The organism is Oceanospirillum multiglobuliferum, from assembly GCF_900167095.1.
GTDB lineage: Bacteria > Pseudomonadota > Gammaproteobacteria > Pseudomonadales > Halomonadaceae > Oceanospirillum > Oceanospirillum multiglobuliferum.
Genome location: NZ_FUXG01000001.1, coordinates 105046 through 122932 on the forward strand (window position 1 = coordinate 105046; position 17887 = coordinate 122932).

Annotated in this window: 16 protein-coding genes; 7 read left to right on the forward strand and 9 right to left on the reverse strand. The window is 46.5% G+C overall.

Features of this window, described 5'->3' with window-relative positions; translation table 11 throughout:
* Positions 1-5: 5 nt before the first annotated feature.
* From bktB to B5D26_RS00455, 4 genes are all read left to right on the forward strand, one after another.
* A complete protein-coding gene (gene bktB, locus B5D26_RS00440; protein WP_407668503.1) occupies positions 6-1232 on the forward strand; it encodes a beta-ketothiolase BktB in 1227 nt (408 codons plus the stop codon).
* An 11-nt stretch (positions 1233-1243) separates the two neighbouring features.
* The gene (locus B5D26_RS00445) at positions 1244-3514 is read left to right on the forward strand and encodes a 3-hydroxyacyl-CoA dehydrogenase/enoyl-CoA hydratase family protein (protein ID WP_078743720.1); all 2271 of its coding nucleotides are present in this window, start codon (positions 1244-1246) and stop codon (positions 3512-3514) included.
* Between the two features lie 142 nt (positions 3515-3656).
* The gene (locus B5D26_RS00450; RefSeq protein WP_078743721.1) at positions 3657-5249 is read left to right on the forward strand and encodes a fatty acyl-CoA synthetase; all 1593 of its coding nucleotides are present in this window, start codon (positions 3657-3659) and stop codon (positions 5247-5249) included.
* Between the two features lie 85 nt (positions 5250-5334).
* Positions 5335-6552, forward strand: coding sequence for an ABC transporter substrate-binding protein (locus tag B5D26_RS00455; RefSeq protein ID WP_078743883.1), 1218 nt, complete (start codon positions 5335-5337; stop codon positions 6550-6552).
* Between the two features lie 110 nt (positions 6553-6662).
* Here the strand turns inward: B5D26_RS00455 and B5D26_RS00460 are convergent, their stop codons facing one another.
* A complete protein-coding gene (locus tag B5D26_RS00460; protein ID WP_234985130.1) occupies positions 6663-7037 on the reverse strand; it encodes a WGR domain-containing protein in 375 nt (124 codons plus the stop codon).
* 53 nt (positions 7038-7090) lie between these two features.
* On the opposite strand from B5D26_RS00460, the gene pdxB reads away from it, so the two are divergent.
* Positions 7091-8251 carry a 4-phosphoerythronate dehydrogenase PdxB gene (pdxB, locus tag B5D26_RS00465; RefSeq protein ID WP_078743723.1) on the forward strand — a complete coding sequence of 387 codons (1161 nt, stop codon included), beginning with the start codon at positions 7091-7093 and terminating at the stop codon, positions 8249-8251.
* A 111-nt stretch (positions 8252-8362) separates the two neighbouring features.
* On the opposite strand, the gene B5D26_RS00470 is transcribed toward pdxB, so the two are convergent.
* Both B5D26_RS00470 and B5D26_RS00475 read right to left on the reverse strand, forming a co-directional pair.
* A complete protein-coding gene (locus B5D26_RS00470) occupies positions 8363-8923 on the reverse strand; it encodes a hypothetical protein (protein ID WP_078743724.1) in 561 nt (186 codons plus the stop codon).
* A gap of 12 nt (positions 8924-8935) precedes the next feature.
* Complete coding sequence (locus tag B5D26_RS00475) at positions 8936-9289, reverse strand: DUF805 domain-containing protein (protein ID WP_078743725.1); 354 nt, start codon at positions 9287-9289, stop codon at positions 8936-8938.
* 170 nt (positions 9290-9459) lie between these two features.
* Here B5D26_RS00475 and B5D26_RS00480 point away from each other — a divergent pair, with 170 nt between their 5' ends.
* Positions 9460-10512: a helix-turn-helix domain-containing protein gene (locus tag B5D26_RS00480; RefSeq protein ID WP_078743726.1), complete on the forward strand. Its 1053-nt coding sequence runs from the start codon at positions 9460-9462 to the stop codon at positions 10510-10512.
* 277 nt (positions 10513-10789) lie between these two features.
* On the opposite strand, the gene htpX is transcribed toward B5D26_RS00480, so the two are convergent.
* Both htpX and B5D26_RS00490 read right to left on the reverse strand, forming a co-directional pair.
* Complete coding sequence (gene htpX, locus B5D26_RS00485) at positions 10790-11686, reverse strand: protease HtpX (RefSeq protein ID WP_078743727.1); 897 nt, start codon at positions 11684-11686, stop codon at positions 10790-10792.
* Positions 11687-11801: 115 nt separating this feature from the next.
* Complete coding sequence (locus tag B5D26_RS00490) at positions 11802-13016, reverse strand: pyridoxal phosphate-dependent aminotransferase (RefSeq protein WP_078743728.1); 1215 nt, start codon at positions 13014-13016, stop codon at positions 11802-11804.
* Positions 13017-13234: 218 nt separating this feature from the next.
* Here B5D26_RS00490 and B5D26_RS00495 point away from each other — a divergent pair, with 218 nt between their 5' ends.
* On the forward strand, positions 13235-14017 hold the full coding sequence (locus B5D26_RS00495; protein WP_078743729.1) for an enoyl-CoA hydratase: 783 nt from the start codon (positions 13235-13237) through the stop codon (positions 14015-14017).
* Positions 14018-14037: 20 nt separating this feature from the next.
* Here the strand turns inward: B5D26_RS00495 and B5D26_RS00500 are convergent, their stop codons facing one another.
* The 4 genes from B5D26_RS00500 to B5D26_RS00515 form a co-directional block, all read right to left on the reverse strand.
* A complete protein-coding gene (locus tag B5D26_RS00500) occupies positions 14038-15270 on the reverse strand; it encodes a GGDEF domain-containing protein (RefSeq protein ID WP_078743730.1) in 1233 nt (410 codons plus the stop codon).
* Between the two features lie 149 nt (positions 15271-15419).
* Positions 15420-16361 (reverse strand): ribosome biogenesis GTPase YlqF, encoded by a 942-nt coding sequence (gene ylqF / locus B5D26_RS00505; RefSeq protein WP_078743731.1) that lies wholly within the window; start codon positions 16359-16361, stop codon positions 15420-15422.
* Positions 16362-16488: 127 nt separating this feature from the next.
* The gene (gene msrB / locus B5D26_RS00510; protein WP_078743732.1) at positions 16489-16893 is read right to left on the reverse strand and encodes a peptide-methionine (R)-S-oxide reductase MsrB; all 405 of its coding nucleotides are present in this window, start codon (positions 16891-16893) and stop codon (positions 16489-16491) included.
* 63 nt (positions 16894-16956) lie between these two features.
* Entirely contained in the window at positions 16957-17733 is a 777-nt protein-coding gene (locus B5D26_RS00515; protein WP_078743733.1) for a hypothetical protein, read from the reverse strand.
* Positions 17734-17887 lie beyond the last annotated feature (154 nt).

A 17887-nucleotide genomic window follows, 5' to 3' on the forward strand; every position in this document is an offset into this window, starting at 1 on the left:
TTCTCATGTCTCACACTATGCAAGCCGCTCAGTCTATTCCCTTAACCGACGTGGTGATTGTGTCAGGTGCGCGTACCGCCATTGGTGCGTTTGGTGGCAGTTTATCGGCATTTAGCCCCGCTGAACTGGGTACTTTTGCGGCACAAGAAGCGATTCAGCGCTCCGGTATTGCGGCCGGTGAGATCGACCACTCGATCTTTGGTCATATCATCACCACCGGACCGCAGGATGTGTACCTGTCTCGCCATATCGCGCGCAATGTAGGCTTGCCCGACAGTTCAGCGGCTCTCAATGTCAATCGCCTCTGTGGCTCCTCTGTGCAGTCGTTGATCTCTGCGGCACAGATGCTTATGGCTGGCGACAGTACCATCGCCCTTGCAGGCGGCGCAGAGAGCATGAGCCAAGGGGCTTATCTGCTGCCTAAAATGCGTTTTGGTCAACGCATGGGCGACGGCCAAACCTTGGATATGACCTTGGGGATTTTGAGCGACCCTTTTGGCAGCGGCCACATGGGCATTACCGCCGAGAATATCGCTGCGCAATATGGCTACACTCGGGAGCAGTTAGACACCTACGCGTATCAAAGCCATCAAAAAGCGGTGACGGCGATTAAAGAGGGCGTTTTTGCCGAACAAATCGTGCCCGTTATGGTGAAAAAGGGCCGTAGCACCGCCGAGTTTGCCACCGATGAGCATGTCCGTGCAGAGGTCAGTTTAGAGAGTCTTGCACAACTGAAACCCGCCTTTAAAAAAGAGGGCTTAGTCACCGCAGGTAATGCTTCAGGCTTAAACGATGGTGCTGCCGCTTTGGTGTTAACCACCGCACAAGAGGCCCGCAAACGCGGCCTAAAAGCCAAAGCCCGTTTTGTCAGTTATGCCTTTGCTGGTGTGGCGCCTGATGTGATGGGTTTAGGCCCTATTCCAGCCGTTAAAAAAGCGCTTGCGAATGCTGGATTAACCTTGGCTGATATTGATGTGATTGAGTCCAACGAAGCCTTCGCGGCACAAGCGATGGCGGTCAGTGAAAGTTTGGGTTTTGACGCCAACAAAGTGAATCCTAATGGTGGTGCAGTGGCGCATGGCCATCCTGTGGGGGCAACAGGCTCAATTATTACCCTAAAAACGCTCTATGAACTGGAGCGTCGCCAAGGGCGTTACGGCCTGATCACCATGTGTATTGGGGGCGGCCAAGGCATCGCTCTGATCATTGAACGTATCGATCACAAGGCGTAAAGGTGGACACCATGCAAATCAAAAAAGTGGCTGTGATTGGCGCTGGGGTGATGGGCGCGGGTATCGCAGCGCAAGCAGCCAATGGTGGAGCTGAGGTGCTGCTGTTGGATCAAGCCAGCGCTGAAGGCCATCGTAATCAAATTGCACAAAATGCCCTCGACCGATTTTTACAAGCGGGATCAAGCGGTGGCTTGATGCATTCGAGTGTTGCTGAGCGTATTCAGGTGGGCAACATTGAAGATGATTTGTCACGTTTGGCCGAAATGGACTGGGTGGTTGAAGCCATTGTTGAACGTTTAGAGGTTAAACAGCAGCTGTATCGGCAAATTGAACAAGTGCGCGGTGTGCACACTATTGTGTCGTCTAATACCTCAACGATTCCGCTGAAACATTTGTTAGAGGGCTTCTCTACTGAGTTTTGTCAGCACTTTGTGGTGACACATTACTTCAACCCGCCCCGTTATATGCGCTTAGTTGAGGTGGTGGCGGGCGACCATACCCTGCCGGAAGTGGTAGACGCTATTCAGGCGTTTAACGATCAGCAGATGGGTAAAACCGTGATTCACTGCGCAGATCGCCCAGGGTTTATTGCCAATCGCCTTGGGGTGTATTGGATGCAGGTAGCACTGCAAGAGGCGATTCACTTAGGCTTGAGTGTTGAAGACGCCGACGCCGTGATGCAGCAGTGCGGTTTTCCTAAAACGGGTATTTTTGGTTTATGGGATCTCTGTGGTATCGATCTGATGCCTGAAGTGACCAGTAGTCTCAGTCGCTTATTACCCCAAAACGATGCCTTACAAGCCTATGCCACTACAGTACCGCTGATTCACCAGATGTTAAATAACGGTTGGCGAGGACGAAAAGGCAAAGTGCTGCAAGGGTTTTATCGGCAATATATTGATGAACAAGGACAAAAACACCGAGAAGTATTGGACTTGGTGAACGTTTGCTATCGAGAGATCAAACCCTCTACCTCCGTTCCGGCAGGACAGCAGGCTGAATCGTTAACGGCACTGTTGGCGCAAGAGGACTCACTGGGGCGTTACGCGTGGCGCGTATTATCCAAAATACTGGCCTACGCGACACAATTGGTGCCTGACGTGGCGGAGAACATTCAGTCGGTCGATAGTGCCATGACCTTAGGTTACAACTGGAACCTAGGCCCCTTTGCGCTGTTGGATCAAATTGGCGTTAAGTCATTCTGCCAACGCTATCAGGCGGAGGGTGGTGAACTCAGTGCATTTTTAGCTCACGCAAAAGGTCGCGCCTGTTATCAACAGGGGACGAAGGGACTTCAGGCGTTAAATGCACAGGGTGACTATCAACTTTGTGTCAGCGGCGCAGGCATATTGACTTGGGCGCAAGTGCAACAGCATCCCCCTATTCAACGCTTGAGCCGATGCGCATTATGGTCATTAAGCGAACAGGTTTGGTGTGTAGAGCTAAACGCTAAGATCAATAGTTTAGGCTCTGTTTTGCTCGATGAGTTGAGCCAAGTGCTAGACCTTGCGATTCAAGCCAACAAGGCGTTGGTGCTGTATAGCAACACGGGCATTTTTGCCGCAGGTGCGGATTTAAAAGAGTTTCTGTTGTTAACTCAATCCCCTGATGGGGTTGACGCTTATATCCAAAAAGGTCAACGACTCTTTCAGCGTTTAGAGAATGCTCCGGTGCCAATTGTGGCAGCGGTGTCAGGTAAGGCACTTGGTGGAGGACTTGAGCTGTTGATGCATTGTCATCATGTGCAAGCCTATGCTGAAAGCCAATTGGGCTTGGTGGAAACCTCGGTGGGTATTGTGCCCGGTTGGGGCGGCTGTCGCGCCCTATTGAGAAACACCGCTCAGCGTTTTGGCGCTGATCAAGCGATTGCCCAAAGCTTTGCTTTATTGGCGGGAGCTAAAGTGTCGGCCTCTGCGCTAGAGGCGCAGCAGTGGGGATACCTACGTGCAGAAGATGGCATTAGCCTGAACTCTGAGCGAGTACTGTTTGATGCCCTGACCAAAGCTGAAATACTGTGGCATCACCCTGAGCACCTTGCACAAAAATCGGCGCTCAATACCGTACCGTCGTTAAGTCCCGCTGCGCCTACGCTCACTGCCTCTGGGTATCAGCACCGCTTAGAAACAGCGTTACTGGACTTGCTGAATCAAGCCTGTCATCCCAATTGGTATCCCACCTTTTATGAAAACGAACGTGCCTGTAATACCGCATTGGTACAGCAGCCTGAAACCTTGGCACGCATTGAACACCTGTTAACCACAGGTCGCTCATTGCGTAATTGATGGCTTGGCCGCTGGAATCAATAAAGATGACCGATACGGCCATTGTTTGCGCTACCAAGGCGCGTTTAACTGAGGCTCGTCTTGTCAGGGAGGACAAGATCATGCGCCGAATCAAAACAACAACAAAAATTGAGAGGTGTTTATGACGTATACCGCAACTCCGGCCAATCAAGCTCAAATTGCTCGGGCAACCCGCAACACCATAGGCGATGCGCTTAACCGCTCGGCGCAACGTCACGGCGATAAAATCGCGCTGCAATATGCCGATCGTCGCTGGTCTTTTCAGGGGTTAAATCAAGCCGCCAATCGTGTGGCTCATCAGCTATTGGCGTTGGGGTTAACGCAAGGTGATCGAGTGGCCGCTTACGGCAAAAACTCCGATGCCTATTTGATCCTTTGGCTTGCCTGTACCAAAGCGGGTCTGATTCATGTCCCAGTAAATTTCGCGCTGGTTAAAGAAGAGTTGATTTATGTTCTCAATCAATCCGGTGCCAAAGCTCTATTTTCTGACTTTAGTTTAAAAACCCATGTCGATGAGGTGTATCACCAAGTGGCCTTGCAAGTGCATGGTAGTTTGCATGCATCTGATTTAGCCGACGGCGCTGAGGCACTGGATATTCTCAGTTTGGCACAGGGGCAGGGCTGTGACACCGAGCCAGAATTAGCGTTAACCGATCAAGATGTGGTGCAAATTCTGTACACCTCTGGCACCACCTCTGATCCTAAAGGCGCCATGCATACCCATCGCTCTTTGATGGCAGAATATAACAGTTGTCTGCTTCACCTTGATATTCACTCACAAGATCGCAGCTTGGCCGCATTACCGCTGTATCACTCCGCGCAGATGCACGTCTTTACCATGCCATCTTTATTGGCAGGGGGTTTCAGCTATTTGATTGATACCCCGACACCTGAGCGTATTTTGCATTTGCTGAAAACCGAGCAGTTGGGCAGTTTTTTTGCACCGCCAACCGTTTGGATCGCGTTACTACGTCATGCAGATTTTGTGGATGCACAATTGCAACACCTGCAAAAACTCTATTACGGGGCTTCTATTATGCCGGAGCCTATTGTGCATGAGTTGGAGCAGCGTCTACCTCAATCAGGTTTGTACAACTGCTATGGTCAAAGTGAGATTGCACCTTTAGCAACCGTATTACGCCCAGAGGAGCATCGTACGCGCCCAAGCTCTTGCGGCAAGCCGATCATGAGCGTGTTAACCCGTATTGTTGACCCCGTTACAGGCGTGGCCTGTAAAACAGGCGAGCAAGGCGAGTTGGTGCACCAGTCGCCACAGCTGATGGTGGGGTATTGGAATAAACCTGACGAAACCTCTGAGGCTTTTCATGATGGTTGGTTTCATTCTGGCGACTTGGGTTATCAAGATGCCGAAGGGTTTATCTACATTGTGGATCGTATCAAAGATGTGGTGAATACGGGCGGGGTTTTAGTGGCCAGTCGTGATGTGGAAGAAGCGCTTTATCGTCACCCCTCGGTGGCAGAAGTGGCCGTCATCGCGGTGCCAGATGCCAAGTGGATTGAGGCTATTGCAGCGGTTGTCGTGCTAAAGCCCGATCTTAATCTTGCGGCAGATGAGCTGATTGCCCATGCCCGTGAACATTTGGCGGCCTTCAAAGTACCTAAGCAGATCTACTTTGTGGATCAGCTGCCTAAAAATACAGCAGGTAAGCTGCTTAAACGTAATCTGAGAGACCAGTTCTCTCACGCAAGTTGAGGATACTCGTCAACAGAAAATGCCCTTTGTTTCATCGTAAAACAACAACAAAAACGAAAAAAGGTAACACGTAATGACCTGTAAAATGACCTTCAAAAAAACGCTGTTGGCGGCAAGTCTTTCGACGTTGGCTATCACGGGCCTAGCTCAGGCAAAAGGGATTTCAGACAATGAAATTCGCATCGGCTATATCGCGGACATGTCCGGTACTTACAGCCCGTTGGCCGGCCCAAATGGCTTGATTGCAGCCGAAATGGCGATTGCTGACTTTGGCGGCAAAGTCAAAGGCAAAAACATCACGATTGTGGCGGCAGATGATCAGAACAAACCCGATATCGGTGCGAACAAAGTACGTGAGTGGATTGACACCAATAACATCGATTTAGTCGCGGGTATGGTGTCTTCCGCCGTCACTATCGCGGTGAATAAAGTTGTGGAAGCGAAAGACAAGTTATCCATTGTTTCTGGCTCGGCCTCCTCTTCGATTACCAACCAATATTGCACCGCCAACTCTGTGCATTATGTTTATGACACTTATGCGTTAGCGCATGGAACCGGTGAGGCGGTGGTGAAGGAAGGTGGCGACACTTGGTTCTTCTTAACGGCTGATTACGCATTTGGACATGCGATGGAAGGCGATGTCACCGCGGTTGTGAATCAAAGCGGTGGAAAGATCGTAGGTGGAGTGCGTCATCCACTGGCCACCAGTGACTTTTCCTCTTTTATCCTACAAGCACAAGCGTCAGGGGCTAAAATTGTGGGTTTAGCCAATGCGGGGGCCGATACGATCAACGCGCTTAAAACCGCCAAAGAGTTTGGTGTGGTGGCATCTGGTCAAAAAATCGCAGGCTTATTGGTGTTTCTGCATGACGTGAAGAGTTTAGGTCTGGAAACAACACAAGGCTTGCAATTGACCACTGGATTCTACTGGGATCGCACACCGGAAACTCGCGCGTGGTCTAAGCAGTTTTATGCCAAAACAGGTTCTATGCCCACAATGGTACATGCGGGCATCTACTCCTCTACGATGCACTACCTAAAAGCAGTTGAAGCGACGGGTACGGATGATGCCAAAACGGTATTGGCACAGATGAAGAAGACCCCTATTAATGACTTCTTTGCCACCAATGGCAGTATTCGTGACGATGGTCGCATGATCCACGACATGTATCTGGCTGAAGTGAAAAAACCATCAGAGTCGAAAGGTGAGTGGGATCTGTTTAAGATTTTACGCACCATTCCGGCTGATAAAGCCTTCCGTCCGCTGTCTGAATCTCAGTGCAAGTTGGTCGCAGCAAAGTAAACCGATGTTGCGCCTAAGGTAAAACCGAAAGTCCACCTTGTTATCTGGCTTCGGCTATTGATAAAGCCCTTACTCTGAAGATAAGGGCTTTTTTTTGAATAGAAATAATGTCAGGAAGGTTGGATTTCGCCACTTTTGATAAGGTCTGAAAACAGATCCGCAGCTTTCTCTTGGTCATCAAGCTGCAAAATGCGTTTCATACCACGGCTTTCTTGCACCGTGCCAATACTTTCCATTAAGGTGACGGCCTCATCATAAGATTCCATCAAGGAATGGGTGAGCCCACCAAACTGCGTCCCGATCTGTCCCCAAGCTTTGGTCAACAGCCAGTCACCGAACATATCTTGATGGATATGAACCAAACAGTAATCATGTTCGTTCTGCCAGCGAACAATCACTTGTGCAACTCCAAAGGACTGATATGATTCTACTAAAAGGAAATGGCAGCTTTCTGCCCGAACGAATTGAGCCTGAAAGATGCTCATTTGTAAAGTCTTGATATTACAAGTGCTTTCAGGTTTTAGCCAGAGGTTAACCCATGCATATCATCGCTGATGAAAATATTCCCCTTGTGCAGGAGTTCTTCTCCGAACTTGGTTCGATTGAAACACTGCCAGGCAGGGAGATGACGTCAGAGCAGATCAAGCAAGCAGACATTCTATTGGTGCGCTCCATTACAGAGGTGAATGCCAAATTACTGGAAGGCACTCAGGTTCGATTTGTGGCAACCGCCACCATCGGTTGTGATCATATTGACCAAGAGTACCTAAAAAGCAAAGAGATCGGTTTTGCTAATGCCCCCGGTTGCAATGCAAACTCTGTTGTCGAATATGTGCTGAGCGTCCTCACCCTGCTAGCCGATCAAGAAGGTTTCCAGCTACAAGATAAAACCATCGGCATTATTGGCGCAGGTAATGTTGGCGGCTTACTTCAGCAGCGTCTGGAGTCTTTAGGCATTAATGTCTTGGTGAACGACCCTCCTCGTGCTGAACGAGAGGGTGCAGAGGGTTTTGTCACTTTAGATGAACTACTGGCTCAGGCCGATGTGATCTCTATGCACACCCCGCTGATACGCACTGGTGAGCATCCGACCTTACACCTGCTGAATCAAACCAGAATTGAAGCATTAAAACCTGAAACAATCCTGATCAATACGGGACGTGGTGCGGCCATTGATACGGCGGCACTGAAAGAGCGCTTACAGGTCAAAAATGACCTTTTCACCGTGTTAGATGTTTGGGAATCAGAACCCAACATCGACCACGAACTTTTAGAGCTGGTCGATATCGCAACCCCTCATATTGCAGGTTATAGCCTGGATGGCAAATTAGGGGGCACTGAAATGGTGTATTTAGCGGTGTGTGATTACTTCGGCTTGCCTGTACGGAAAAAGCTGGGTCAGTTGATGCCAGAACCACCCTTACGCAAACTATCCTACTCTTCTCGGGCAGATCAGTGGTACGCCATTCTAACAGCCGTACGCGCTTGTTATGACGTCCGAAATGACGACATGGCGTTAAGAAGAGCCTTTAGCCGAGCCGCTCGTAACGGGCAAAGTACTGGAGAAGCATTTGACTTATTACGCCGTAACTACCCTGTACGCCGTGAGTTCGATACGCTGAAAATACAGTTAAAAACCAGTCAGAAGAAAATTGCTGCACAATTAGAAAAATATGGTTTTGGCACGAAGCTGGGTTAACCAGCTCAACCTGAGCTATTAGCTAACTACTTATGCCACAAAAAATCCCCAAGGCTGAAGCTCACTTGGGGATTATTAAATATATATCGTGCATTGTGTTCATTATAGAGGCTAGCTTCTATTTTTATCGCTCCACATCTCCTCTTCGCAATGCACTGTTTTATCTTCGTTTCCAAAAAATGATGCCCAAGACCACTCCCCAGGATTGAGTACAAAACCATAGCTTAGCGTTAAACCAGACTTAATTTTGATATCGCCCAAAGACGCTTCGCTTTGATCTGTTACTTTGTATGACTCACTAACGACCTCATCCCCCGCGCGCAGTTTACTGACAACTTCGTCAGAATAAATCAACAAGCGGATAGGTGTATTGGTATTAATGGCAATACTTGTCCCACCAAAGTCACCAGCTGCTAGCTTAATAGGACTTGCCATGCAACGCTCTGTATTTTGTTGACGAACGATCAGCAAGCCTTTACCTGCAATACCTCTAAGTTGCAATAGCGTGCCTACTTTAGGTGATGCTATATAGACCACTCCCTTTACATTGGTTGAGTCAGACAAATTCTGCTCTACCGCCGAGTCTGCACTCGTACATCCAGAGGTTGATAAAAGCACCAAAAAATAGCCTAGTAGACTGAATAAATAAAATTGCTTACTTTTAGATTTCATTTCACTCTTCCTCTAACCTTTACTGGCGCTGTGTGAGTAATCAGCAGAGGAACCCAAAGGTTTACTTGGTAATGCGAGCAACATCAGCAATATCAACATGCCAATAACAGGAATTAAAACCACGCTTAGCCACCAAGCGGTACGGTTGGTGTCATGAAGCCTACGCACGGCTAAAGACAATAGGGGCAGTAGTATAAGAGCACTGTAAACGGCCTCTATTTGCCATGCGATTTGGAATAAAATATCTAGTACAACAAAAGCGACCGATATCAGGGAGTTCACTAAGAAAAACATCCAAAATGCTTCTCGCGATGCTCTGCCTGAAAATTGTGCGTAGCGCTTCCACGCCTCAAAATACCAGCTCATACTTTTCTCCTTTCCTAATAAAGTTAAGAACATGAAAAGTATGCTTTTGTTAGGTAGTTGACGTCCTTAATCAGGTTTTAGGACGTACTGAATTAGCTTTTGAGACAGAATACCTGCCAATAACAAGGTTCAGTCGCCTTCAAAAATAGCACCTACATACCGGAGCCAAGATGATTGCTATTCCATTACCCTTTGTGATTGCACTGCTACTGTCTATTTTAGCCATCCTGTTATTCATTCGACGCGAGGAGGGTACTCAGTCTGCTTTTGTTTTTATCGCTTTATGTGCACTGACTACCACCATTGTTGGTTTACGCTGGAGCTTTGATTACCCCTTATTTCGCTTACTTCAGCCAGTATTAGCCTCCTGTATACCTGTTACGGCTTGGTACTGTTTTTCTAGCGCACACAATCGCCATAAGTTTTACCTCTGGCACCTATTACCACCAATATTGGTTATGCTTAGCGCCTTTACTTATCCTTTCTGGAGACCACCTTTAGATCCTATTCTAACGTTACTTTATATTGGCTATGGAGTGGCGCTGATTAATGCTTCTTTTAAAACATCTAGAATGCCTGAGCGAGTACGCTTTTCAGATATTGACAAGGCGTTAAAAGCAGAGCGCATAGCAGGTAGTATGTTGTTAATGTCAGCTTGCATAGATGGTGCATTAGCAATAGATTTCACCTTTTTTACAGGTACTCATGCACTCGTGATTCTTGCGATTGGTCACACGGTGCTCTTACCAGTACTCTCCATTGCAGTAATAATGGTTAGTCTTAGTATTGTACCCTCCGTGGATGAAGCCTCTAAGCAAGATGCAAAATACCCACCCGTTGAAACGTCAAAAGAAAAGCCTCATAACTCACTAACAGATGATGAAATTAAAGAAATCGTGAACAAAATAGATACTCTGATCACATCAAAAGAGATCTTTTTAGATCCAGATTTGACACTTGATAGACTTGCCCGAAAAGCCTGTATTCCAGCTCGCCAAATATCAGTCGCAATTAATAAAATTTATGGGCGAAATGTTTCTCAGGTCGTCAATGAATACCGTATTGAGCGTGCCAAGACACTACTGGTTAACAGCAACAAAACAATCACTCAAATCTATCTGGAGTCTGGCTTTCAAACCAAATCTAACTTCAACAGAGAGTTTTCTCGTGTAACAGAGCAAACACCAAGTGCCTTTCGGCGCGCTCATTTAAAAAGCACTTAAAAGAGTGCTGGAAAGATCACTTGCTGAAGCGTTTGACGGGAAGTTCCCAGCAGTTGGGCACAGGCAAAGTAGAATGAGTAAAGGGTGTCGCGGGGATTAAGATCCCACTCCATAAAAACAGCAGAGGTTGCTGTGGGATTTTTAGGGGTGTCTGGAGCGAAGGACAAGAGCCTTCAAAAAACTTCGAATACATTAGGGTAAAACTACCTCGTTGTTGAAAGTACTTACAACAACGAGGGGAACCAAACACTGGCTTACGGCTAGCTTCAGGTCAATACTATCGACGAGCAGCCTGCTGCAAAGCTTCGATACGCTCTTCCAGTGGTGGATGAGAGGCAAACAAAGCCGCCAATCCTGACTTGCGCCCTGTTTTAATACCAAAAGCAGTCAACGTATCAGGCATCTGGCTCGGCATCTCCTGCTCTGCTTTTAGACGCTGTAAAGCACTGATCATCGCAGCAGAACTGGCTAAGCTAGCACCTGCCGCATCAGCACGGAATTCACGCCAGCGTGAAAATCTCATCACGATGATGGAAGCCAGAATGCCCAGTAAAATTTCCGCCACAATGCTCACCACATAATAGGCAATCCCTGGGCCTGAAGACTCCTCTTCATCATTCTTCAGGAACTGATCAACAGTATGACCAATGATACGTGCGAAGAACATCACAAAGGTATTCACCACACCCTGAATCAGGGACATGGTGACCATATCACCGTTGGCAACATGGCCTATTTCATGCGCTAAAACGGCACGCACTTCATCTGGGCTCATGCGCTGTAATAAGCCCGCACTCACCGCCACTAAAGCGTCATTCCGATTCCAGCCTGTTGCAAAAGCGTTGGACTCCATTGCAGGAAAAATACCCACAGTCGGCATTTTAATCCCCGCCTTCTGCGATAACTCTGCAACTGTTTCCATTAACCACGCTTCCGTTTGGTTACGCGGCTGTTCAATAATCTGAGTTCCCGTGCTCATCTTTGCCATTGTTTTAGACAATAACAACGACACAATCGAACCGGCCATACCAAAGACCGCACAGAAAATCAGTAAACTAGTTAGGTTGAGTGACGAGCCTTGTATAAAGCTGCCCACACCTAGCAGGCTTAAGGTAACACTGGCTACCAAAACCACCGCAAGGTTGGTTAAAAGAAAAAGGGCTATACGCATCATAATAGCGTTATCTCCATTGAAGATGTTGCTGGTTGATTTGCTACATTAGATTGGGGCAAGTACAACTGGTTCAAGTTTTACCGCCCCATATTTTCAAGATCAAAAACCAATCACGCTATTGCTTATACTTGCTTAAGAAGCGTGCGATACGGTTGATCGCCTCTTCTAACTGATCCATATAAGGTAAAGACACGATACGGAAATGATCCGGCTCAGGCCAATTGAAGGCCGTACCTTGTACGACTAAGAGTTTTTCCTGTTTAAGCAGGTCGTAGGCAAATTTCTCATCATCGTGGATATTAAACCGTTTCACATCCAGCTTAGGGAACAGATACAGCGCGCCCTTAGGTTTAACACAGCTGACTCCCGGAATATTATCCAGCATCTCCCAAGCCAGATCCCGCTGCTCTTTTAAACGACCGCCGGGCAGTATCAAATCGTTAATACTTTGATACCCTCCCAATGCGGTTTGCACCGCATGTTGTGCGGGCACGTTGGCACACAAGCGCATGGAGGAGAGCATGTTTAGCCCTTCAATGAAATCTGTCGCATAATGTTTATTACCACTGACAATCATCCAGCCAGAGCGGAAGCCTGCCACGCGATAAGATTTTGACAAGCCATTAAATGTCAAAAACAGCACATCATCCGCCAAGCTGGCAATTGAGGTGTGTTGAGCGTCGTCATATAAAATTTTGTCGTAAATCTCATCAGATAACAGCACCAAATTGTGCTCTCGAGCGATCTCAATCAACTCCAACAAGATGGACTCAGGATATAAAGCCCCTGTTGGGTTGTTTGGATTGATAATCACAAGACCTTTGGTTTTAGGTGTGATTTTGCTGCGAATATCCGCTAAGTCTGGATACCAATCAGACTGTTCATCACAGATATAATGCACCGCTTTACCACCCGCTAAACGAGAGGCTGCCGTCCAAAGAGGGTAGTCAGGTGCCGGAATAAGGATCTCATCACCATCGTTAAGCAGCCCTTGAACAGCCATCGCAATCAGCTCACTGACACCATTGCCTAAGTAAATATCTTCAATACCAACATTGGCAATTTTCTTGCGTTGACACTCTTGCATCACCGCTTTACGCGCCGAATACAAACCTTTCGATTCACAATAACCTTGGGCATTGGGCAGGTTATAAAGTACATCCTGTAGAATCTCTTCAGGTGCCTCAAAACCGAAAGGGGCTGGATTACCGATATTCAGCTTTAGGATACGGTGACCTTCCTCTTCCATGCGTTTGGCTTCTTCAAGCACAGGTCCACGGATGTCATAACACACGTTGTTTAGCTTTGTGGACTTCTTAATGGTTTGCATACAAATTCCGTTGATGGGCATAGTCTCTAGTTAATTTCAACTTTATACTAGAGAGCGTCAATAGGGCTGGAAAGATCTCTATCTTAATGAATTTCAAACAACTTGGTAAGGCGTCTAAATAAGCCAAACTTAATGACTCATTGGTTTTTTAGCGGTTCATGATATGCTCACGAAGACTGAAGCGCTCATTAAAATAAAAACCATAAAGGAGATCAAGCATGACAGGTGAAGCTCTAGTATTACGTCAAGATAGCGAAGGTATCGCACACTTAACTTTGAATCGTGCAAAAGCTTATAACGCATTGTCTTTAGACTGTATGCAAGCATTGATACAGCAGCTGCAAATACTGTCTGAAGACAAAACGATTAAAGTTGTGATTTTATCTGGCGCGGGCAATGGGTTTTGCGCAGGCCATGATCTGCGTGAAATGAATGCCAACCCTTCTGAAGATTTTTATCAAACCACATTCAGCACCTGCGCCGAATTGATGAGTCTGATTCAGCAGATTCCTCAACCTGTTATCGCTCAAGTGCACGGTATCGCCACCGCAGCAGGTTGCCAACTGGTTGCCACCTGTGACTTAGCTTATGCTGCTGATAATGCTCGGTTTTCAACACCTGGGGTCAATATCGGCCTATTTTGCTCAACACCGATGGTAGCATTAACACGAGCAGTACACCGTAAGCAGGCGATGGAAATGCTACTCACAGGAGAGATGATCAATGCCGAGCGCGCAGTCAACATTGGGCTAGTCAATGCTACAGTACCAGAGGAGCAGTTAGCGGATGAAGTACTACGCGTAGCACAGATTATTGCGGCAAAATCCTCTTATACCTTAAAGGTTGGCAAAGAGGCCTTTTATCAACAAGCCGAGATGAATCAACAGCAAGCCTACGCACATTGCAGCCGAGTAATGACAGAGAATATGCTGGCACAAGATGCCCAAGAGGGAATTGATGCATTTTTAACCAAACGCAGCCCCTGTTGGCAAGGTCGTTAGACGAGAGATGATTCAGGCACTTAACAAGCCTGAATCACTTTATTACGCCCCGTTTTTTTCGCTTCATACAGCGAGTTATCCACTCGCTGCAAAACCTCAGAAACATCCTCTCCCACTTTCAATTCACCAGCACCGATGCTGGTGGTAAAACGAACAGGTTCATTGTCTTTTGACGTGACCCAAGCTTGCTCACAACGCGCCCGAATACGTTCAGCAGCCTTCATCGCATTATCAATTGTTGTACCGGGTAAAATTGCAGCAAACTCTTCACCACCATAACGAGTCAAGATATCGCTGTTTCTCAACTCCTCCTTCATGATTTGACTGAAAGATTGCAGTACCTTGTCACCCGTTAAATGACCATGAGTGTCATTGATACGTTTAAAGCGATCTAAATCAAGCATTAACACACTGACGGGCGGTCTAGTGGAGTTACTCTCCCAATGCTCTGTCAACTCGCTTAATCGCTCCATCATCACACGACGATTTAGTAGTCCCGTCAAAGGATCACGAGTGGCTTGACGGTATAAGCGTAGCAACATATGCAACTGAGCCTGATTTGCCCACAGTGCAATAATTAGCAATGTACTGATCAACCAAAGGTCTTTAAAGCCTTCGAGCGAAAACAAAGTGCCTGCAAAAAAATCGTTATATAACAACGTAAGAATCAAACAGGCACCCAGTACCACACTCTCCAGAATGGTCAAAGGGAAAACACTTAAAATAGCAACCAACAAAAACGGTATAAAGCTGTAGCCGATTAATGATGTGTTGCTATGCACTAACTGAAATAAGCTTGCGGTGTAAAATATGGCAGGAAACGCAATCAATAACGTTAGGCAGAATAAACTGTGCTGCAAGTTACGCTTACGCACATTGTTGATAAACAGTAGCGTGATCATAGCGGCAAACAGAGAAAAGCGATAAAACGCAATCACACCTATATCTTCTGATTCCAGTAACAGATAGTCCATAGGAATCCAAAGCGGTGCAAATATCGCAAACACAACACTTAAGATGTTTACCCTAGTACGAATATACTCACTACGCGCCGCATTAAAGTCATCGGAGTGATAACGATTCGTTAAAGTGTCAAAGATGTTTAGCTCTGTTAGCTTACGATACAGGCTTCCAGCGGCCTCTTCCTGCATTAGAGTGGCAAACTGACGGCGCTCGGTGTTCTTTCCACCTTGTTTGGCAGAAGCACTATCAGAGGAGGTATTTGGTTGACTTATAGTTGTGGTATCTGACATTAAGGCCCCAGAGGAGAATGCCTAAAGAAAAACCGCGTTAGGGTAGCAAAATTCACAGCCAGATTATTGACTTAAGTCACAAAAGAAAGAGGAACATACTTTGTTATAAGGGCTGGAGCTTAAATATCGCTGAGCCAGCCGCTTATCAACTATTGGTTTTCACCATGATTTAGAGAGGGTAGACCTACTTCATTCAAGACTGACGAATCTGCCTGCACAGGCTGTACTGCTTGCTCAGTATTTTCATCTTCTAACACTGGCTCAGGAATATCATCAGGCTTTTCTAAGCTAATACGCCCCATGTGACCTGCCCGTAAGTCATTAAGAAGTACTTCCGCTGCTTTATGCCAGTCTACTTCACCACCAGACCTAATACCGCCACGCTTACTGGCAATCAATTGTAAAATGTCCTCTGCCGTTTCTGGCAGACTATTCATCTTATAGCGCTGTATCAAAGCTTTTGGATAGCGAATCGCTAACTCTGCTGCTGCAAACATCGCAATATCTAGGTAGTCAACAGCAGTATTACGAATAGCACCAGAGGTCGCCAAACGATACGCGCTGTTCTGATCCTCAATACGCGGCCACAGAACGCCTGGGGTATCAATAATTGCAATCCCCGTGTCTAAAATAATTTTCTGCTGGCGCTTAGTCACGGCTGGCTCATTGCCCACTTTAGCAACCTTCTTACCTGCCAGACTATTAATCAATGTTGACTTACCAACATTAGGAATACCCATAACCATAACTCGTACAGCACGGTCTTTGCGTACTTGTCCTGCCATCTCTTTACAAATTTTAGGAATTTGGCGCAGGGTTTTTGAGTCGGTAGTAGTAACAGGAATTGCCCGTGTATTTACCTCAGACTCAAAATGCCGCAGCCACAGCTTGGTGATAACAGGATCGGCCAAATCATCTCGACTTAGAATTTTCAAACAGGGCTTATTACCACGAATTTCAGCTAACATAGGGTTTTCGCTGGAATAAGGTAAACGGGCATCAAGCACTTCAATGATGACATCAATTTCAGGCAGCGCGTCTTTTATTTGACGGCGCGCTTTATTCATGTGACCGGGGTACCAGCCTAACATGGGCAACTCCAGAGCATTATCGAGGCAAAATAACAGCGCCCAAGCACAGGGCAGATAAACGACAGATTATAGCAGCCGTTCTTACTTAAACTATAACGATAATCTCATGGCATGCTCAGATGGACGATTACGCGTTGTCGACAGCGGCAGTGAAATCTAGAGATGCAGAGTTCACACAGTAGCGTAAACCTGTTGGGGCAGGGCCGTCTGAAAAAACGTGACCTAAATGAGACTCACAATTCTGACAACGAATTTCAATACGTACCATGCCATGACTGTAGTCATTGAGTTCCTGAATCACATCAGGGGTAATGGGCTGATAATAGCTCGGCCAACCACTACCTGAATCATATTTATGAGCGGAGCTGAATAGCGGTGTTTTACAGCAAGCACACAGATACTGGCCTACGTCATGATGATTGTAATATTTTCCAGTAAAGGCTGGTTCAGTTCCACCACAACGACAGATCGCATACTGTTCAGGTGTAAGATCCTGCTGCCATTGTTGATCGCTTTTTTGATCTTTAGACATATAGATTCCCCTCACTGAAACTGACTAGAATATAGCGATACATTTAACAATGTGCACACAAGCTTAGTCGTAAACTTGTTTTTTCTTCCATTCGTCTTCTTTTTCAACCATTTTTTCTAGTTCTTTACTCAACTGATCTGTCTTGCTGCCTTCTAAACGAGCTTTCTGCTCTTGACGAGTAGCCTCCTCCTCTAGCGCATCAATGCGTTTCTTGGTAGCTAAAATCTGGTCCGTAAAGCTACCATCTTGGTTATGCTTACCCATTTCGCTAATCACACGGCGATAATGAATAGCCGCAATTTTAGGCTTCATCTCTCGCTCAGATTTCTTACCCGCAGAGATATAAACTTCAATAATAGTTTGAGTAAAAGCTTTACGAAGTTGCTTAAGGAAGCTTTGCGCTATGCCGTGAGATATCTTCTTCTCTTGATACTGTATCGTGATATGTTTATGAAGCAGTTTCAAATTCCGACGTACATTATTGGCAGTTTGGATATCAGTTACTGGCACAACAGAGACATTTTTATTTTGAGTGGCAAACTCAACCATCTGTTTTGCATTTTCAAGGTGCTTGGCAACTTTATCATCAGGGTCTGCATCAAACTGTTGCTGCAACAACTCAGCAACATTACGCGCCAAATGCACTCGCATATTCTGATCAAGGTAATGCGCAGGGATCTCTTCCATCAAAAACATCAAATTTCTCGCGCGATCACCCAGCGAACGTAGATGTCTAATCTGTTCGATACGTTTTTTTTCAGCATTTTGCTTTGAATACACCACGACAATAACGCCAATGGCCAATAACAAAACAACGCCTACGAGTATCATCGATGTCATTCCCAGGTTCCCTTTTTCCTGTTTATCTCTAAAAGAGGCTCAACACTATGGCACAGTTAGCAACAAAGACAACATAGCCTGAACTTCAGTATATCGGCCAGAACTATAGAAATATTAAGGTTAACTGCACTAACAGATCATTCACAATGATGAA

Coding starts and splice junctions, on each gene's coding strand:
- bktB (WP_407668503.1), top strand. CDS start 6: ATGTCTCACACTATGCAAGCCGCTCAGTCTATTCCCTTAACCGACGTG.
- B5D26_RS00445 (WP_078743720.1), top strand. CDS start 1,244: ATGCAAATCAAAAAAGTGGCTGTGATTGGCGCTGGGGTGATGGGCGCG.
- B5D26_RS00450 (WP_078743721.1), top strand. CDS start 3,657: ATGACGTATACCGCAACTCCGGCCAATCAAGCTCAAATTGCTCGGGCA.
- B5D26_RS00455 (WP_078743883.1), top strand. CDS start 5,335: ATGACCTTCAAAAAAACGCTGTTGGCGGCAAGTCTTTCGACGTTGGCT.
- B5D26_RS00460 (WP_234985130.1), bottom strand. CDS start 7,037: ATGAGCATCTTTCAGGCTCAATTCGTTCGGGCAGAAAGCTGCCATTTC.
- pdxB (WP_078743723.1), top strand. CDS start 7,091: ATGCATATCATCGCTGATGAAAATATTCCCCTTGTGCAGGAGTTCTTC.
- B5D26_RS00470 (WP_078743724.1), bottom strand. CDS start 8,923: ATGAAATCTAAAAGTAAGCAATTTTATTTATTCAGTCTACTAGGCTAT.
- B5D26_RS00475 (WP_078743725.1), bottom strand. CDS start 9,289: ATGAGCTGGTATTTTGAGGCGTGGAAGCGCTACGCACAATTTTCAGGC.
- B5D26_RS00480 (WP_078743726.1), top strand. CDS start 9,460: ATGATTGCTATTCCATTACCCTTTGTGATTGCACTGCTACTGTCTATT.
- htpX (WP_078743727.1), bottom strand. CDS start 11,686: ATGATGCGTATAGCCCTTTTTCTTTTAACCAACCTTGCGGTGGTTTTG.
- B5D26_RS00490 (WP_078743728.1), bottom strand. CDS start 13,016: ATGCAAACCATTAAGAAGTCCACAAAGCTAAACAACGTGTGTTATGAC.
- B5D26_RS00495 (WP_078743729.1), top strand. CDS start 13,235: ATGACAGGTGAAGCTCTAGTATTACGTCAAGATAGCGAAGGTATCGCA.
- B5D26_RS00500 (WP_078743730.1), bottom strand. CDS start 15,270: ATGTCAGATACCACAACTATAAGTCAACCAAATACCTCCTCTGATAGT.
- ylqF (WP_078743731.1), bottom strand. CDS start 16,361: ATGTTAGGCTGGTACCCCGGTCACATGAATAAAGCGCGCCGTCAAATA.
- msrB (WP_078743732.1), bottom strand. CDS start 16,893: ATGTCTAAAGATCAAAAAAGCGATCAACAATGGCAGCAGGATCTTACA.
- B5D26_RS00515 (WP_078743733.1), bottom strand. CDS start 17,733: ATGACATCGATGATACTCGTAGGCGTTGTTTTGTTATTGGCCATTGGC.